Annotated in this window: 14 protein-coding genes; 12 read left to right on the top strand and 2 right to left on the bottom strand. The window is 64.6% G+C overall.

Annotation, left to right across the window (positions count from 1 at the left end; all coding sequences use genetic code 11):
* The first annotated feature begins 130 nt into the window (after positions 1-130).
* The 4 genes from yajC to ASE39_RS12330 all read left to right on the top strand — a co-directional run bounded on the left by yajC (position 131) and on the right by ASE39_RS12330 (position 5,861).
* Complete coding sequence (gene yajC / locus ASE39_RS12350; RefSeq protein WP_010464611.1) at positions 131-466, top strand: preprotein translocase subunit YajC; 336 nt, start codon at positions 131-133, stop codon at positions 464-466.
* Positions 467-627: 161 nt separating this feature from the next.
* A complete protein-coding gene (gene secD, locus ASE39_RS12340; protein WP_010464613.1) occupies positions 628-2,511 on the top strand; it encodes a protein translocase subunit SecD in 1,884 nt (627 codons plus the stop codon).
* 12 nt (positions 2,512-2,523) lie between these two features.
* Positions 2,524-3,474 (top strand): protein translocase subunit SecF, encoded by a 951-nt coding sequence (gene secF / locus ASE39_RS12335; protein ID WP_010464615.1) that lies wholly within the window; start codon positions 2,524-2,526, stop codon positions 3,472-3,474.
* Positions 3,475-3,491: 17 nt separating this feature from the next.
* Entirely contained in the window at positions 3,492-5,861 is a 2,370-nt protein-coding gene (locus tag ASE39_RS12330; RefSeq protein WP_057271299.1) for a DUF1631 domain-containing protein, read from the top strand.
* A gap of 87 nt (positions 5,862-5,948) precedes the next feature.
* On the opposite strand, the gene dprA is transcribed toward ASE39_RS12330, so the two are convergent.
* Together dprA and ASE39_RS12320 are read right to left on the bottom strand one after the other, a co-directional pair.
* Positions 5,949-7,133, bottom strand: a complete 1,185-nt coding sequence (dprA, locus tag ASE39_RS12325) for a DNA-processing protein DprA (RefSeq protein WP_057227563.1) — start codon at positions 7,131-7,133, stop codon at positions 5,949-5,951.
* A gap of 90 nt (positions 7,134-7,223) precedes the next feature.
* On the bottom strand, positions 7,224-8,441 hold the full coding sequence (locus ASE39_RS12320) for a LysM peptidoglycan-binding domain-containing protein (protein WP_010464621.1): 1,218 nt from the start codon (positions 8,439-8,441) through the stop codon (positions 7,224-7,226).
* Positions 8,442-8,640: 199 nt separating this feature from the next.
* On the opposite strand from ASE39_RS12320, the gene def reads away from it, so the two are divergent.
* The 8 genes from def (at position 8,641) to ASE39_RS12280 (ending at position 14,654) form a co-directional block, all read left to right on the top strand.
* Positions 8,641-9,150, top strand: coding sequence for a peptide deformylase (gene def / locus ASE39_RS12315; RefSeq protein ID WP_010464622.1), 510 nt, complete (start codon positions 8,641-8,643; stop codon positions 9,148-9,150).
* The gene (locus tag ASE39_RS12310; protein WP_057271298.1) at positions 9,150-9,656 is read left to right on the top strand and encodes a hypothetical protein; all 507 of its coding nucleotides are present in this window, start codon (positions 9,150-9,152) and stop codon (positions 9,654-9,656) included. Before def ends, ASE39_RS12310 begins: the two co-directional genes overlap by 1 nt.
* 29 nt (positions 9,657-9,685) lie before the next feature.
* Complete coding sequence (gene fmt, locus ASE39_RS12305; protein WP_057271297.1) at positions 9,686-10,675, top strand: methionyl-tRNA formyltransferase; 990 nt, start codon at positions 9,686-9,688, stop codon at positions 10,673-10,675.
* Positions 10,672-11,496 carry an AzlC family ABC transporter permease gene (locus ASE39_RS12300; RefSeq protein ID WP_010464629.1) on the top strand — a complete coding sequence of 275 codons (825 nt, stop codon included), beginning with the start codon at positions 10,672-10,674 and terminating at the stop codon, positions 11,494-11,496. The genes fmt and ASE39_RS12300 overlap by 4 nt, the downstream gene beginning before the upstream one ends.
* Complete coding sequence (locus tag ASE39_RS12295; RefSeq protein WP_010464630.1) at positions 11,493-11,831, top strand: AzlD domain-containing protein; 339 nt, start codon at positions 11,493-11,495, stop codon at positions 11,829-11,831. The genes ASE39_RS12300 and ASE39_RS12295 overlap by 4 nt, the downstream gene beginning before the upstream one ends.
* Before the next feature lie 173 nt (positions 11,832-12,004).
* Entirely contained in the window at positions 12,005-13,204 is a 1,200-nt protein-coding gene (locus tag ASE39_RS12290; protein WP_010464631.1) for a phosphoglycerate kinase, read from the top strand.
* A gap of 209 nt (positions 13,205-13,413) precedes the next feature.
* Positions 13,414-14,100 carry a hypothetical protein gene (locus ASE39_RS12285; protein WP_010464632.1) on the top strand — a complete coding sequence of 229 codons (687 nt, stop codon included), beginning with the start codon at positions 13,414-13,416 and terminating at the stop codon, positions 14,098-14,100.
* A complete protein-coding gene (locus ASE39_RS12280) occupies positions 14,097-14,654 on the top strand; it encodes a FlgO family outer membrane protein (protein WP_010464633.1) in 558 nt (185 codons plus the stop codon). Before ASE39_RS12285 ends, ASE39_RS12280 begins: the two co-directional genes overlap by 4 nt.
* The last annotated feature ends 165 nt before the right edge of the window (positions 14,655-14,819 follow it).

The raw sequence follows: 14,819 nt of genomic DNA, 5'->3' as shown, positions 1-14,819 counted from the left end.
CCTTGGGTCTTCCCCCTTGGGGCGCGCACGGGGCGCCGCATACAATGTCCTGTTCCGCCCTGACAGGCGCCTTGGCGCTTGCCCCTGGCGGGTTTTGTGAATTTTGAACATCCGTTGTGGAGTCCAGTCCGTGTTTATTTCTTCCGCTTTTGCCCAAACCGCACCCGCCGCAGCCGCTGGCGGCGGTGACATGATGTCCACCCTCACGGGCATGCTGCCCCTGGTGCTGATGTTTGTGGTGCTGTACTTCGTCATGATCCGCCCCCAGATGAAGCGCCAGAAGGAACACCGCGCCATGATCGAGGCCATCGCAAAGGGCGATGAAGTGGCCACCTCCGGCGGCATCGTCGGCAAGGTCACGCGCCTGTCCGAAGGCTTCCTGCACATCGAGATCGCCAACGGCGTGGAAGTGCAAATGCAGCGCAGTGCCGTGGTTCAGGTGCTGCCCAAGGGCTCGGTCAAGTAATTAATGAATACCCCCCTGAGCGGCTGCGCCGCTTCCCCCGCCTCTCGCTGCTCCAGCGCGGGAAGGGGGACGACGCCACTGGACTGGCCAAGCCCGATCCACGGCGTCCCTGGCAGGGGGTTGGCGCGCTGCGCCTGCACAACTGACATAAGAGCGCGATCATGAACCGTTATCCGGTCTGGAAGTACGCGATCCTGGTGATCGTGCTGCTGGTGGGGGCCTTGTACACCCTGCCCAATTTCTTCGGCGAGGCACCTGCCGTGCAGGTCTCGTCGGCCAAGGCCACCATCAAGGTGGACACCGCCGTGCAGCAGCGGGTGGAAGAGGCCCTCAAGGCCGCAGGCCTGACGCCCGACTTTGTGGCGCTGGAGGGCAACTCGGTGCGCGCGCGCTTTGACGCGTCCGACACGCAGCTCAAGGCCAAGGACGCGATTCAGAAGGCCCTGGTGCCTGACGCCAGCGATCCGTCGTACATCGTGGCGCTCAACCTGGTGTCCCGTTCGCCCGTCTGGCTCAAAGCCCTGCACGCGAATCCCATGTACCTGGGCCTGGACTTGCGCGGTGGCGTGCACTTCATGCTGCAGGTGGACATGCAGGCTGCGCTGACCAAGAAGGCCGAGTCGTACGCAGGTGACATCCGCACCGCACTGCGCGACAAGAGCATCCGCCACGGCGGCATCAGCCGCGAAGGCCAGAACATTGACATCAAGGTGCGCGACGAAGCCACGATGACCGCCGCCCGCAACCTGATTGCGGACCAGTTCACGGACCTGCAGGTCGCCAGCACGCCCGAGGGCACCGAATTCAAGCTGCGCGCTTCCATCAAGCCGGAAGCCACGCGCCGCGTGCAGGAGCAGGCGCTCAAGCAGAACATGGTCACGCTGCACAACCGGATCAACGAACTCGGCGTGGCCGAGCCGGTGATCCAGCAACAGGGCCTGGACCGCATCGTGGTGCAATTGCCCGGCGTGCAGGACACGGCCAAGGCCAAGGACATCCTGGGCCGTACCGCCACCCTGGAGGTACGCATGGTGGACGAAGGCACCGAAGCGCGGGCCGCCGAAACCGGCCGTGGCCCCGTGCCGTTTGGCTCGGAACGCTATCTGGAACGCAGCGGCCAGCCCGTGATCGTGAAGAAGCAGGTCATTCTGACCGGCGAGAACCTGACCGATGCCCAGCCTGGCTTTGACGGACAGACGCAGGAGCCTACCGTCAACCTGTCCCTCGATGCGAAGGGTGCGAAGATCTTCAAGCAGGTCACATCGGAAAGCATCGGCAAGCGCATGGCCATCGTGCTGTTTGAAAAGGGCAAGGGCGAAGTGGTCACAGCCCCCGTAATCCGCAGCGAAATCGGTGGCGGCCGCGTGCAGATCTCCGGCCGCATGACCACGGCCGAAGCCAACGACACCGCGCTGCTGCTGCGCGCCGGCTCGCTGGCCGCGCCCATGGAAATCATCGAGGAATACACCATTGGCCCCAGCCTGGGCGCCGACAACATCGAACGCGGTATCCACAGCGTGGTCTGGGGCTTGGCGGCCATTGCCGTCTTCATGTGCGCTTATTACATGCTGTTTGGCGTGTTCTCCAGCATCGCGCTGGGCGTGAACGTGCTGCTGCTGGTGGCGGTGCTGTCGATGCTGCAGGCCACCTTGACCTTGCCGGGCATTGCCGCCATGGCACTGGCGATTGGTGTGGCCATCGACTCGAACGTGCTGATCAACGAACGCATTCGCGAGGAACTGCGCGAAGGCGTCTCTCCGCAGGCTGCCATCCACACGGGCTACGAACGTGCCTGGGCAACGATTCTCGACTCCAATGTCACGACCCTGATCGCAGGCCTGGCCCTGCTGGCCTTCGGCTCTGGCCCCGTGCGCGGCTTTGCCGTGGTGCACTGCATCGGCATCCTGACCAGCATGTTCTCGGCCGTGTTCTTCTCGCGCGGTCTGGTGAACCTGTGGTACGGCCGCCAGAAGAAGCTCAAGAGTGTGTCGATCGGTACGGTCTGGAAGCCAGCAGCCGACACCGCTGTGGCCAAGACGAACTAAAGGACAGCGGCCATGGAATTCTTTCGCATCAAAAAAGACATCCCCTTCATGAAGCACGCGTTGATCTTCAACGCGATCTCCTTCATCACCTTCGCGCTCGCGGTGTTCTTCCTGCTGACCCGTGGCCTGCACCTGTCGGTGGAGTTCACCGGCGGTACGGTCATGGAAGTGGCCTACAGCCAGCCCGCTGAACTGGCCAAGGTTCGGGAGACCGTCTCCGGCCTGGGTTACCCCGACGTGCAAGTGCAGAACTTCGGCACCGCCCGCGACGTGATGATCCGGCTGCCCGTACAAAAGGGTGTGACGTCGGCACAGCAAAGCGAGCAGGTTTTGGGCGCGCTCAAGGCAGCCAACCCAGAGGTCACGCTGCGCCGCACCGAATTTGTCGGCCCGCAGGTGGGCGAGGAACTGGTGCATGGCGGCCTGATGGCGCTGGCCATGGTGGTCGTGGGCATCGTGATCTACCTGGCCTTCCGCTTTGAGTGGAAGTTTGGTGTCGCGGCCATCATCGCCAATCTGCACGATGTGGTGATCATCCTGGGCTTCTTCGCGTTCTTCCAGTGGGAGTTCTCGCTGTCGGTGCTGGCCGCCGTGCTGGCCGTGCTGGGGTATTCGGTGAACGAGTCGGTCGTGATCTTCGACCGGATTCGCGAGGCCTTCCGCAAGTACCGCAAGATGACCACCCACGAGGTGATCGACCACGCCATCACGAGCACGATGAGCCGCACGATCATCACCCACGCCTCGACCGAGGCCATGGTGCTGTCGATGTTCTTCTTTGGCGGCCCCAGCCTGCACTACTTTGCACTGGCGCTCACGATCGGCATCTTGTTCGGCATCTACTCATCCGTGTTCGTCGCCGCAGCCATTGCCATGTGGCTTGGCGTAAAGCGCGAGGACCTTGTCAAGCCCATCAGAAAAGATGGGGATCCGAACGATCCCCATGCCGGAGCTACCGTCTGACCCGCTAATATCGGCCCATGCAGCCCACACCCTCTTCCGTTCCGCAGCGCCGGCTAGCCCGCCAGGCACGCCAGCGGTTGGTCGAGGGGCTTTGCGCCGGACTTCCCGACCTGGACAAGACCGTCCTGGATTTTCTGACGACGCTGATGACCCAGACAGGCACGGCGCGCGAAATGCAGTCGCACCGTGATGCCTGGATGCTCTACCAGCAGCGGCATGCCGTCTGGACCGATCGCACCGGCAAGGCATGGCGCGATGCACTGGCACCCCACAGCAGCACCACCCGCGGCGCGCTGGCCACCAACGGCGCGGGCCCACAGTTTGAGCTGCTGAGCGACGACGTGGTGGAAAACAAGATCCTGGCTTCGCGCATGGCCCTCACGGTCAGCGAGCAGGTCAGCCAACAATTCGACACGCTGCGCCAGCGCACCCAGTCGCTGGAAGGCCAGGAGCTCGACAACAGCGACATCCTCCGTCCTGAGGCCGTGTGCCTGCTGCTGGTCGAACAGTGGGTGGAGGCCGGCCTGCCACGCACTGATCTGCAGACCGTGGTCGACCCGCTGCAGCGCGAACTGGCCAACCTGCTCCAGAAGCAATACCAGGCCGTCAACGTGTTCTATGTGGAACAGGGTGTGACGCCCCAGACCGACCTGAAGTCGCGTGTGCGGCGCACGGCAGGTGGCGCAGTCACCGGCGGCGGTACCAACAACGACTCCGGCGCGGGAGGCCTGGCGTCCCAGGCGCTGGCCCAGACCCGGGACGCCATGGCGGCAGCGCGTGGAGGCATGCCCCCCCAGGGCGGCCGCACCCCGCAGCAGCATCCGCCCCGCATGCCCCCACCGGGCTACCCACAGCACGGCATGCCCACCGCGTTTGCTACAGGCATGACTCCCCTGGCACGCGCTCGCCAGCGCGCCCATGGCGTGATGGGGCAATTGCGCAGGCTGCTGACCCAGCCCGCCACCGGGTTTGACATGGTCAATGCCCCACCGGCGTCTGCGGCGCTGGCCCATGCCCTCACCGCCCACCGCGTGCACGCGGACACTTACTACAGCGGCGTTGCCACGCTGATGGAGGACTACAGCCCTGCGGCCGTGGTGCAGTTGGCAGGGGCCGTGCGCGAACGCTCGACCGAACTCAAGAAAAAAGCCTCCACGGCAGGGGAAAAAGCCATCATCGAAGTGGTGGCCCTCATGTTCCAGAGCATCCTGGCCGAAGACCGCATTCCGCCAGCCGTGCGCGTCTGGTTTGCACGGCTGCAGGTGCCTGTGCTGCGCGTGGCCCTGGCGGAGCCGGAGTTTTTCAGCAATCTCAATCACCCCGCGCGCCAGTTGATCGACCGCATGGGCGCCTGTGTGATGGGCTTTGACGCCACCAGCATCAATGGCAGCGCGCTGGAGGCAGAGATCCGCCGCGTGGTTCAGGTGATCGAGCAGTACCCCGAAACCGGCCGCCGGGTGTTCCAGCTGGTCTACGACGAGTTCGAGAAGTTCCTGTCCAAGTTCCTCACCGAAAAGCAGGCCACCTCGCGCCTGGTGACGGTGGCCCAGCAGGTCGAACAGAAGGAAACGCTGGCGATCCAGTACACCATCGAGCTGCGCACCATGCTGCGCGACATGCCGGTACGCGACGAGATCCGCGAGTTTCTCTTCAAGACCTGGGCCGAGGTCCTGGCCCTCTCGGCTGTGCGCGACGGCCCCCAACACGCAGACACCATCTCGCTCAAGCGCACCGCCGCCGACCTCGTCTGGGCCGCCAGCGCCAAGCCCAACCGCAGCGACCGCGCACAGGTCATCCAGAATCTTCCAGGCCTGCTGCAGCGCCTGCGCCAGGGATTGGCCCTCATGGGCATCAACGGAGCGATACAGGACACCCAGATCAAGGTCCTGACCGACACCCTGGCCGATGCCTTCCTGTCCAAGACGGCTTCCATTCCCCAGGCACACATCGACGCCATGGCCAAACGCCTTGCCAATCTGGAGGACTTCATTAGCGACGCAACGCTGGGCGATATGCCACTCAATGCGGACAACATCGAGATGATGCTGGGCATTGATGCCTCTTCGATCCATGTGGTTGCCGACAACGGCGCCCCGGTGGAGGACGCCATGGTGGCCTGGGCCCAGGAACTGCAACCCGGTACCTGGTACACGCTGGACCACAACGGCGCCTCGGCCCAGGTGCAGTACGCGTGGCAGAGCCAGCGCAAACAGTTGCACCTGTTCGCGGCCGTGGATGGCAGCAGCTACCTGATCCAGCTGCGCAGGCTGGCTGCGTACCTGCAGGCCGGCTTGCTCGTTGCGCAGGACGAAGAAGGCCTGACCTTGCGCGCCACACGCGACGCATTGGCCAAGCTGGACGCCAACCCCGAGCGGTTGCTGGACTGAGGCTGTTTTCAGGCGAGGGCGTCAACGCAGTGCTACCGCCCGCGGTGACACCAAGGCACGCCACAGACGCAAGATCCTGAGCAAGCGTCAGGCGCTTCCCAGCCGCTGGTACAGGCCACCGGGCAAACGCGCCACTTGGCCATCCAGTTCCAGCTCCAGCAATTCCACCTGCAGCGACGCGGCGTCCAGGCCCGTGCGGGCCACCAGCGCATCGACACCCATGGGGTCAAAGCCCAACGCCTGCAGTAGGGGGCTTTCGGCCTCTCGGGTGGCCATGGGTTCGCCGACAGGCGCGGCAGCCCCAGAATCTGCCGAGCGCCTGTCGCCCATCGGAGCGGGAGGCATGCGCAATTCCTCCAGCACATCCTGCGCGGATTCCACCAGCTTGGCGCCCTGGCGTATGAGCGCATGGCAACCCCGCGATTGCGGCGCGTGAATGGAGCCGGGGATGGCGAAGACCTCACGGCCCTGCTCAGCCGCCATTCGGGCGGTGATCAGCGACCCCGATGCCAATGCCGCCTCTACCACGAGGGTGCCTTGAGAGAGGCCGGAGATGATGCGGTTGCGCTTGGGAAAATTGGCCGCCAGCGGTGGTGTGCCCAAGGGGTACTCGCTGACCAGCAGCCCATGGGCAGCGATGCGGTGGGCGAGGTCCAGGTTCTTGCGAGGGTAGACACGGTCCAGCCCTGTGCCCACCACAGCAATGGTGGCAGGTGCAACCTCCACCGTCGGGCCAGTGGGCACGTCCAGCGCGCCCTCATGGGCGGCAGCATCCACCCCCAGTGCGAGCCCCGAGACAATGGTGAAGCCCGCCCCGCGCAAGGTTCGGGAGAAGAGCCGCGCGTTTTCCGCGCCTTGCGCGGTCGGGTTGCGGCTTCCGACGACCGCAAGGCACCGGTCCGTGGGAAACGGGTTTTGCGCAAGCAACTGGGCTGGCCCCATCAGGTACATGAGCAGCGGCGGGTCTTCGGTGTCGAGAAGCGACGGCGGATACCGAGCATCACCCAGAGTGACCACCGCACGGGCAGGCCCCTGCAAATCTGCACCCTCCAGCCATTGCCAGGTGGCCTCCAGCAACGCTTCCCAGGTGCTGGGCACGGTGCACAGCGCCTTGGCTTGGGCCAATGTCACACAGTGCTGCAAGGCCGATTCGGGCTGCCGGAAAATTTCCTGGGGCAGGCCAAAGCGTGTCAGCAGACGCCGCGCCGCGCCATTTCCCACACCCGGGGAAAGGGTGAGGCGCAGCCAAGCACCCAACTCTTCGCGGTCCATGGTGGCGGTTCTTGGAGGAAACAGCGGCAGCGCCAGCCAAGCCACCCAGCCGCCCGCAGGCGGCTGCGCGGCCAAGGCAGGCCCTCGCAGTTATTCCTGAGGATTGATCAGGCGATCGCCCACGCGCACGCCACTGCGGATTTCCAGAATCAGTGCATACGAGACGCGGTCGAAGGTGCGGAACACCATGGCGGTACCGTTGCTCTCGCTGGGCAGCTTGATCGTGGTCTTCGCATCGCCGGTCACATCCTTGATGCGGTCACCCTTGGTCAGCAACGACAGGACGTGGCCTGGCTCGATGCCGTCCTGCGCACCCATGTTGATCGCAACCACCTGGTTCTGTGCGGCATAAGCCGCCGAGAAGCTGCCATAGATGGAGACGACCCGCGCATCCACATCGATATGGGGCGCACGGGGGGTGTAGCTGGTAAAGACCCGGGCAGGCGCGGGCAGGATGCGGTCCCCTGCGCGAATCTCCTCCTTGGTGCCGGACAGATCCACGGTGGCAGGCACATATTCGGAAACATAGCCGCCCTTGCCATTGGGAATGTCTTCAAAAGACTCGCCCCGCACCAGCTCTGCCTTGCCCAGGTACTGCGCTTCGTACCCGAGGATTTCGCCCGTCACCGGATCCTTCATGGCTACCGCATCGCGGAAGACACGGAAGAAGCGTGGTTCGCCTGGCTCGGCGCGGACGGGTGCCGAAGCGTCACCGCGCACATAGGCGCGGTCACCACTGGCCATCAGCACGCGGTCCTCGGTAGTGGCCACGATGCGGGGTGCCCGCTGGAGCACTTGGGCATCCACCACCAGGGGCTCCACAAGGAAGGGCTCGATCAGGTGAGACTTGAGCGTGGGAAGCGCGGTACTGGCCAGGCTGTCGCTGCGGGTGCGGGGAGACACGCGCACCGTCTGTGGCTCGGACTCGGAAACGCCGGGTGGCGTGGTCCGCAGGCGGGCATAACCGCCATCCTTGTCCAGATAGAGCGTCTGACCGGGATAAATCAGGTGGGGGTTCGCAATGGCCTTGAGGTTCATGCCCCACAGTTCAGGCCAGCGCCAGGGACGCTTGAGGTACAGGCCCGCAATACCCCACAGCGTGTCGCCACGCTGAACCGTGTAGGTGTCGGGCGCATTGGGCGCCAGCTCTGAAAGGGGGATACCGCGCTCAGAAACCTGCTGCGCCGTGGCGCGCTGGCCACTGGAGACGGAATGGTTCTGGGCCTGAGCCGGTGCGACCAGCAAAGCGCCAGCGATGATGGTGAGCGCGCCCAGGGCGGTCCGCCGCACGCTGGTGAATGCTGTCATGTTGTTCCTTTTCTCATGCATTGGGAAACGCCCCCTCGCTGGCACCTCGGTGCACGGAGCAACCGCGCGGCCGGGCAAATACGTTACAAAGCTTCTTAGATTCTCTGCTCAAGCCCTTGATTCGGCAACGATTATTGGCCTGGAGCGCTGCAGCAGGCCTTAAAAGTGGCGAAAATAGCGACATCTCTTGGCAGCTTTCATGGCAATCCTCCCCATTCTCTGTTACCCGGACCCCCGGCTTCATAAGGTTGCACACCCCATCCAGGCAGTGGACGACCGCATCCGGACGTTGGTCTCCGACATGCTGGCCACCATGTACGACGCCCATGGCATTGGCCTGGCTGCCACCCAGGTGGATGTGCACGAGCGGCTTGTGGTCATCGATGTCTCTGAAGAGCGCGACCAACCGCTGGTGCTGATCAATCCCGAACTTGTCTGGACCAGTGCCGAAAAGCACCTCAATGACGAAGGCTGCCTCTCAGTGCCCGGCATCTACGACGGTGTCGAGCGTTTCGATGCCGTGCACGTGCGGGCATTGGACGCGCAGGGCCAGTCCCGCGTCATCGAGGCCGATGGGCTGCTGGCGGTGTGCATTCAGCACGAGATGGACCACCTGATGGGCAAGGTGTTTGTGGAGTACCTCTCTCCGCTCAAGCGCAACCGCATCAAGACCAAGATGATCAAGCAGCAGCGGGGGGCCCGCGAGTGATGCGCCCGGCGCTCTGCACCCTGAGGGGTGGCGGAGTGCTGGCGCTTCTGGCGCTGGTCGTTCAACTGGCGGGCTGTGCGCTGCCTGCCCGCGAAGAGCCCGGCGCCCTGCGCGCCGAGGTGGTTGCCCGGCTGGGGCCGCCCACCGCCACCGTCCCCCTGTCAAGCGGCGAGCGTCTGCTGTACTCCGAACTCCCCGCAGGGTTTGCGGCCTACACCCTCGATTTCGACGCCAGCGGCAGGCTGGTGCGCAACGAGCAGGTGCTGACGCAGACGCGCTTTGAGAACATTCCCGTGGGTGTATGGACTGCCGCCGATGTGCAACGCACCTTCGGCCCCCCCTTGCGCGTGGAGCGCGTGGCACGTTTTGAGGGCGACATCTGGACCTACCGCTTCCGCCAGAACTCCGACCCGCGCCTTGCCCACGTTCACCTGGACCCCCAGGGGGTGGTGCGGCTGGTGATGTTCACGGACGAGCTTCCCAACTTTGACAACACGCGCGACTGAATGCGCACTTACCTCCCAACATCTGTTTCATGAGAGTCATTTTTGCCGGTACGCCTGAATTTGCCCGTGTGGCGCTGGAGCGGCTGCTGGCCGCAGGATTCACGGTGCCCCTGGTTCTGACCCAGCCCGACCGCCCCGCCGGGCGCGGCATGAAGCTTCAGGCATCCCCCGTCAAGCAATGCGCGCTGGAGCACGGCATCCCCGTCGCGCAGCCGCGCAGCCTGCGCCTGGATGGCAAGTATCCCGATGACGCAACCGCCGCGCGCGATGCGCTGCGGTCCGCGCAGGCCGATGTGATGGTGGTGGCTGCCTATGGGCTCATCCTGCCGCAGTGGGTGCTGGATCTCCCGGCCCAGGGATGTCTCAACATCCACGCCAGCCTGCTGCCGCGCTGGCGCGGCGCCGCCCCCATCCACCGTGCCATTGAGTCCGGGGATGCCGAAACCGGCGTCACCATCATGCAGATGGACGCCGGCCTGGACACCGGCGCCATGCTGCTGATGGAACGGCTGGCCATCGCCCCCACAGACACGACCGCCGCCCTGCACGACCGGCTGGCCCTCCTCGGGGGCCGCATGATCGTGGAGGCGCTGGAGCTGGCGGCTTGTGGAGGGCTGAAGGCTGTACCCCAGCCCACCGAGGGCATCGCCTATGCCCACAAGATCGAGAAGGCAGAGAGCACCATCGACTGGTCGCTGCCCGCCAGGGTGATCGGCCAGCGCATCCGGGCGTTCGATCCCTTCCCCGGGGCCAGCACCGAGTGCGCCGGGGAAACGATCAAGATATGGAACTACGAAATTGATAGCAATAAATCAAATACAGATAAGCGCTACGGCCAAATTTTATCTGTAGACAGCGAGGGAGTAGTGGTCGCCTGCGGCGAGGGCGCGTTGCGACTGACCACCTTGCAGCGCGCGGGCGGCAAGCGGCTGGCGGCGGCGGACTTCCTGCGGGGCTTCGACCTCCGACCCGGCATGGTGCTGGGCGCCCCGCCCCCCACGACGGCGACACCGGCATGAGCCGCAGGGCCGCGATAGGCAGCACGCTGCGCCACCCTTCCTTTCGAGTGGCCGCCATCGACATGGCGGGCACGGCCGTGGGCATCGGGGCGTGGGGCCTGGTGACCGGGGTCGTCATGGTCAAAAGTGGCCTGCCGGTCGGCATCGCCATCTTCATGTCGCTGGTGGTGTATGCCGGCAGCGCGCAGCTGGCCGTCATCCCCCTGATGGCCGTGGGTGCACCGCTGTGGGTGGTCTGGCTGACGGCCAGCTGCGTGAACCTGCGCTTCGTGATCTTCAGCAGCATGTGGCGCAGCTACTTCGTGCATCTGCCGCTGCGCCAGCGCCTGGCCGTGGGCTATTTCAGCGGCGACGTGATCTACGTGGCCTTCATGAAGCGCTTCCCCGAGCCACGTCCCCAGCCCGAGCAGGTGCCCTATTTCTGGGGCGCGGCCACCACCAACTGGCTGGCCTGGCAGGTGCCTTCCATCGCAGGCATCCTGCTGGCCAACGCCGTGCCGCTGTCGTGGGGCCTGGGGTTTGCGGGCGTGCTGGCACTGCTGGGTGTGCTGCTGTCGCTGCTGTTCGACCGGGCCACCTGGCTGGCCACCGGTGTCGCCGCCACGGCCGCGATTGCCGCCTTTGCATTGCCGCTCAAGCTCAACATCCTGGTGGCCATTGCCGCCGCTGTCGCCGCCGGCCTGCTGATGGAGGCGGTGGACCGCCGCCGCCACAAACCCGAACTGGTCCTGCTGCCTGCGGACAGTGTGCTGCCGCCCGAAGAGCGCGAGCAGGTCGAGGCGGGCGATGTCGTGCCACTGCGCGAGGAGCGTCATCCATGAACCACTGGTCCTGGATCGAACCCGCCATCGCCATCTTCGGCCTGGCCGTGATCACCGTGGTGTCGCGCTCGTTCTTCATGATTCCCGAACGCGAATTGCCGCTGCCCGACTGGCTCAAGCGTGGGCTCAAGTACGCACCGCTGGCAGCACTGGCTGCAGTCATTGCGCCCGAGATGCTCATGACGAAGGGCGAACTGATTGACACCTTCATGGATGCCCGACTCCCTGCGGTGGTGTGCGCAGCCGCCTACTACTTCTGGCAGCGCGGCATCCTGGGCACCATCGTCGTCGGCATGGTGGTGTACCTGCCACTGCACATCGGCTGGGGCTGGTAGGCGGTGAAGCCCCCCTGAGTCGCCTTTGGCGCCTTCCCCCCGGAGGGGGACGCACCCGGTGGCCTGGCAAAGCCAGTTCCACGGGTGCACTGGCATGGGCACGGGAGCGGCATGGGCTTCGATCACTAAAATGGCGGCGCTGATCCACGTGCCCTCACCAAGCTAACCACTCCATGAACATCCTCCGCTTTTCCGATCTGTGCGCCCAAGGCAAGGCCCAAGGCCAGCGCGTCTTCATCCGCGCCGACCTGAACGTACCCCAGGACGATGCTGGCCGCATCACCGAAGACACCCGCATCCGCGCATCGATTCCCTGCATCCGCCTGGCTCTGGACGCAGGGGCTGCCGTCATGGTGACCAGCCACCTCGGTCGCCCAACCGAAGGTGAATTCAAGCCCGAAGACTCGCTGGCCCCCGTGGCCAAGCGCCTGGCAGAGCTTCTGGGCCGCGAGGTGCCGCTGGTCTCGAACTGGGTGGATGGCGTCACCGTCGCCCCCGGCCAGGTCGTGCTGCTGGAGAACTGCCGCCTGAATGTGGGCGAAAAGAAGAACAAGGAAGACCTGGCCCGCAAGCTGGCCGCGCTGTGCGACATCTTCGTGAACGATGCCTTTGGCACCGCCCACCGCGCCGAAGGCACGACCTATGGCATCGCGCAGTTTGCCCCCATCGCCTGCGCCGGCCCGCTGCTGTCGGCCGAGATCGACGCCCTGACCAAGGCCCTGGCCCATCCTCAGCGCCCACTGGCAGCCATCGTGGCGGGCTCCAAGGTCTCGACCAAGCTCACCATCCTCAAGAGCCTGGCCGACAAGGTGGACCAGCTCATCGTGGGCGGCGGCATTGCCAACACCTTCATGCTGGCGGCGGGCCTGCCCATCGGCAAAAGCCTGGCCGAACCCGACCTGCTGGACGAGGCGCGTGCCGTGATCGCCGCGATGAAGGCGCGCGGCGCCGAAGTGCCGATCCCGACCGACGTGGTCACCGCCAAGGCCTTTGCGGCCGACGCCCCGGCCACCGTCAAGGCCGCCACCGAAGTGGCCGAGGACGACCTGATCCTCGACATCGGCCCCGAAACCGCCGCACGCCTGGCCACCCAACTCAAATCCGCCGGCACCATTGTTTGGAACGGCCCAGTGGGCGTATTTGAATTCGCGGCCTTCGAAAACGGCACCCGCGAAATTGCGAAAGCCATTGCCGAATCGCCCGCCTTCAGCATCGCGGGCGGTGGCGACACCCTGGCGGCCATCGCCAAATATGGCATCGAGAAACAGGTGGGCTACATCTCCACGGGCGGCGGCGCGTTTCTGGAAGTGCTGGAAGGCAGAACACTTCCTGCGTTCGAGATTCTCGAAAAACGCTTCGTTACCATCGCTTGAAATCTGTTACACACGCGAACACAAGCAAATGCAGCCGCGCGTAAGCAAGCACGCCAATCTGTGACCAAAAACAACGAATTGCGTGTGTCTGGGCGCAGTTACCTCATTTTTTTCTTGTTTTTGTTGAGTATCGCGCCCAGAATTATTTTTCAATCGCGTGGGATGTATCTGTTCATGTCCCCGCCTCTCAAAGTCCGTAGGAGGGAATCATGAAATTTTCAAAGGCAGTCAGCTTGGCGGTACTCGCTGGCGCTGTGGCTACTTTGGCGGGATGTGCTTATCGTTCGCCCATTCCCCTGGCGGAGAACTTTGAGCTGACCGTACAACCCAAGGTCCGCTCTGCGGGCCACTGGGAGCTGGTCTCGAACGATGTGGTGGCGCAAACCCTCAGCACGCTCGACAAGTCCGGTGTGGCACCAGGTACGCAGCTGCATGTGGCGCTGCCACCCAACCCCAGCTCGTTTGACCTCGCGTTCCGCGATTTCCTGATCACCAAGCTGGTCCAAAGCGGCGCCCCTGTGCTGCAAGACCCCGGCCAAACGCTCAACGTGACCTACAACACGCAGATCGTCCGCCACAACAGCCCACGCCCCCACTTCATTCCCGGCCAGTTCACCATGATTGCAGCGGGCCTGATGGCCGGCTATGGCCTGCGCCATGAACACCTGGACCTGCAGCTGCTGGCCACGCTGGGCCTGACCTCGCTGGCCGACTACGGCGCCAGCATCAACTCGGGCGGCCCGACCAACACCGAAATGATCCTGACCACCACCGTGACGCGTGGCGGCCAGTACGTGGTGCGCAAGACCGACGTGTACTACCTGGAAAATGCGGACACGCCCCTGTTCATGCGTCCGTCCTATAGGAACGTCAACATGAAGGTAGTTTCGCAATGAAATCCACAGCACTTCTGACCGCGCTGGCCGCAGCGGCCCTGCTGGCTGGCTGCGCCAACAACGGCGCGCCCGTGCGCACGGAACCCACGTACCAGGAAGCTGCCAGCAACCAGTTCCTGACCAGCAGCCAGGATGCCGTGGCCAAGCTGACCGCTGGCTTCGACATGAGCACCATCGGCAGCGGCCCTGTCCTGGTTGCCACGGTGGTCAACGTGAACGACCTGAGCCGCTCGGCCCCTCTGGGCCGCACCCTGTCCGAGCAATATGCCTCGCACATGGCCAGTGGTGGCTTCAACGTCAAGGAAATCAAGCTGCGCGGCGACGTGTTCGTGCGCGAAGGTGCTGGCGAGTTGTTGCTGTCGCGTGAAATCAAAGACATTGCACGCAGCCACAACGCCTCGCTGGTGCTCGTGGGCACGTACTCGGCTGCAGCCAACTACACCTACGTAAGCCTGAAGCTTGTGCGCACCGAAGACAGCCGCATCATCCGTGGCTACGACTACGCACTGCCCAACGACCGTGACGTGCAACGCCTGCTGGCGGTACCGCGCTGAGACTGAGGGAATAGGCTGGACGCTGGCCCACCCCCGAGCAAAACCCCAAAAAGGCCGTTTCGACGGCCTTTTTTGTTGCCTGCGGAATGCCGGGGGACGTACGCTCACGCGTTCTCAACCGCCTCGACAGCCGCAGAACCACGCGGCGGTGCATGCCACCCCACC

It is taken from the genome of Acidovorax sp. Root267, from assembly GCF_001429215.1.
GTDB classification, from domain to species: domain Bacteria; phylum Pseudomonadota; class Gammaproteobacteria; order Burkholderiales; family Burkholderiaceae_C; genus Acidovorax; species Acidovorax radicis.
Note: the sequence above shows the minus strand (reverse complement) of the source record. Positions and strands in the feature narration are given on the sequence as shown.

Excerpts from the sequence above, each read along its gene's own strand:
- fmt (WP_057271297.1), top strand. The coding sequence starts at position 9,686 with ATGAGAGTCATTTTTGCCGGTACGCCTGAATTTGCCCGTGTGGCGCTG.
- ASE39_RS12295 (WP_010464630.1), top strand. The coding sequence starts at position 11,493 with ATGAACCACTGGTCCTGGATCGAACCCGCCATCGCCATCTTCGGCCTG.
- dprA (WP_057227563.1), bottom strand. The coding sequence starts at position 7,133 with ATGGACCGCGAAGAGTTGGGTGCTTGGCTGCGCCTCACCCTTTCCCCG.
- ASE39_RS12310 (WP_057271298.1), top strand. The coding sequence starts at position 9,150 with ATGCGCCCGGCGCTCTGCACCCTGAGGGGTGGCGGAGTGCTGGCGCTT.
- def (WP_010464622.1), top strand. The coding sequence starts at position 8,641 with ATGGCAATCCTCCCCATTCTCTGTTACCCGGACCCCCGGCTTCATAAG.
- ASE39_RS12290 (WP_010464631.1), top strand. The coding sequence starts at position 12,005 with ATGAACATCCTCCGCTTTTCCGATCTGTGCGCCCAAGGCAAGGCCCAA.
- ASE39_RS12280 (WP_010464633.1), top strand. The coding sequence starts at position 14,097 with ATGAAATCCACAGCACTTCTGACCGCGCTGGCCGCAGCGGCCCTGCTG.
- ASE39_RS12300 (WP_010464629.1), top strand. The coding sequence starts at position 10,672 with ATGAGCCGCAGGGCCGCGATAGGCAGCACGCTGCGCCACCCTTCCTTT.
- secF (WP_010464615.1), top strand. The coding sequence starts at position 2,524 with ATGGAATTCTTTCGCATCAAAAAAGACATCCCCTTCATGAAGCACGCG.
- ASE39_RS12320 (WP_010464621.1), bottom strand. The coding sequence starts at position 8,441 with ATGACAGCATTCACCAGCGTGCGGCGGACCGCCCTGGGCGCGCTCACC.
- secD (WP_010464613.1), top strand. The coding sequence starts at position 628 with ATGAACCGTTATCCGGTCTGGAAGTACGCGATCCTGGTGATCGTGCTG.
- ASE39_RS12330 (WP_057271299.1), top strand. The coding sequence starts at position 3,492 with ATGCAGCCCACACCCTCTTCCGTTCCGCAGCGCCGGCTAGCCCGCCAG.
- ASE39_RS12285 (WP_010464632.1), top strand. The coding sequence starts at position 13,414 with ATGAAATTTTCAAAGGCAGTCAGCTTGGCGGTACTCGCTGGCGCTGTG.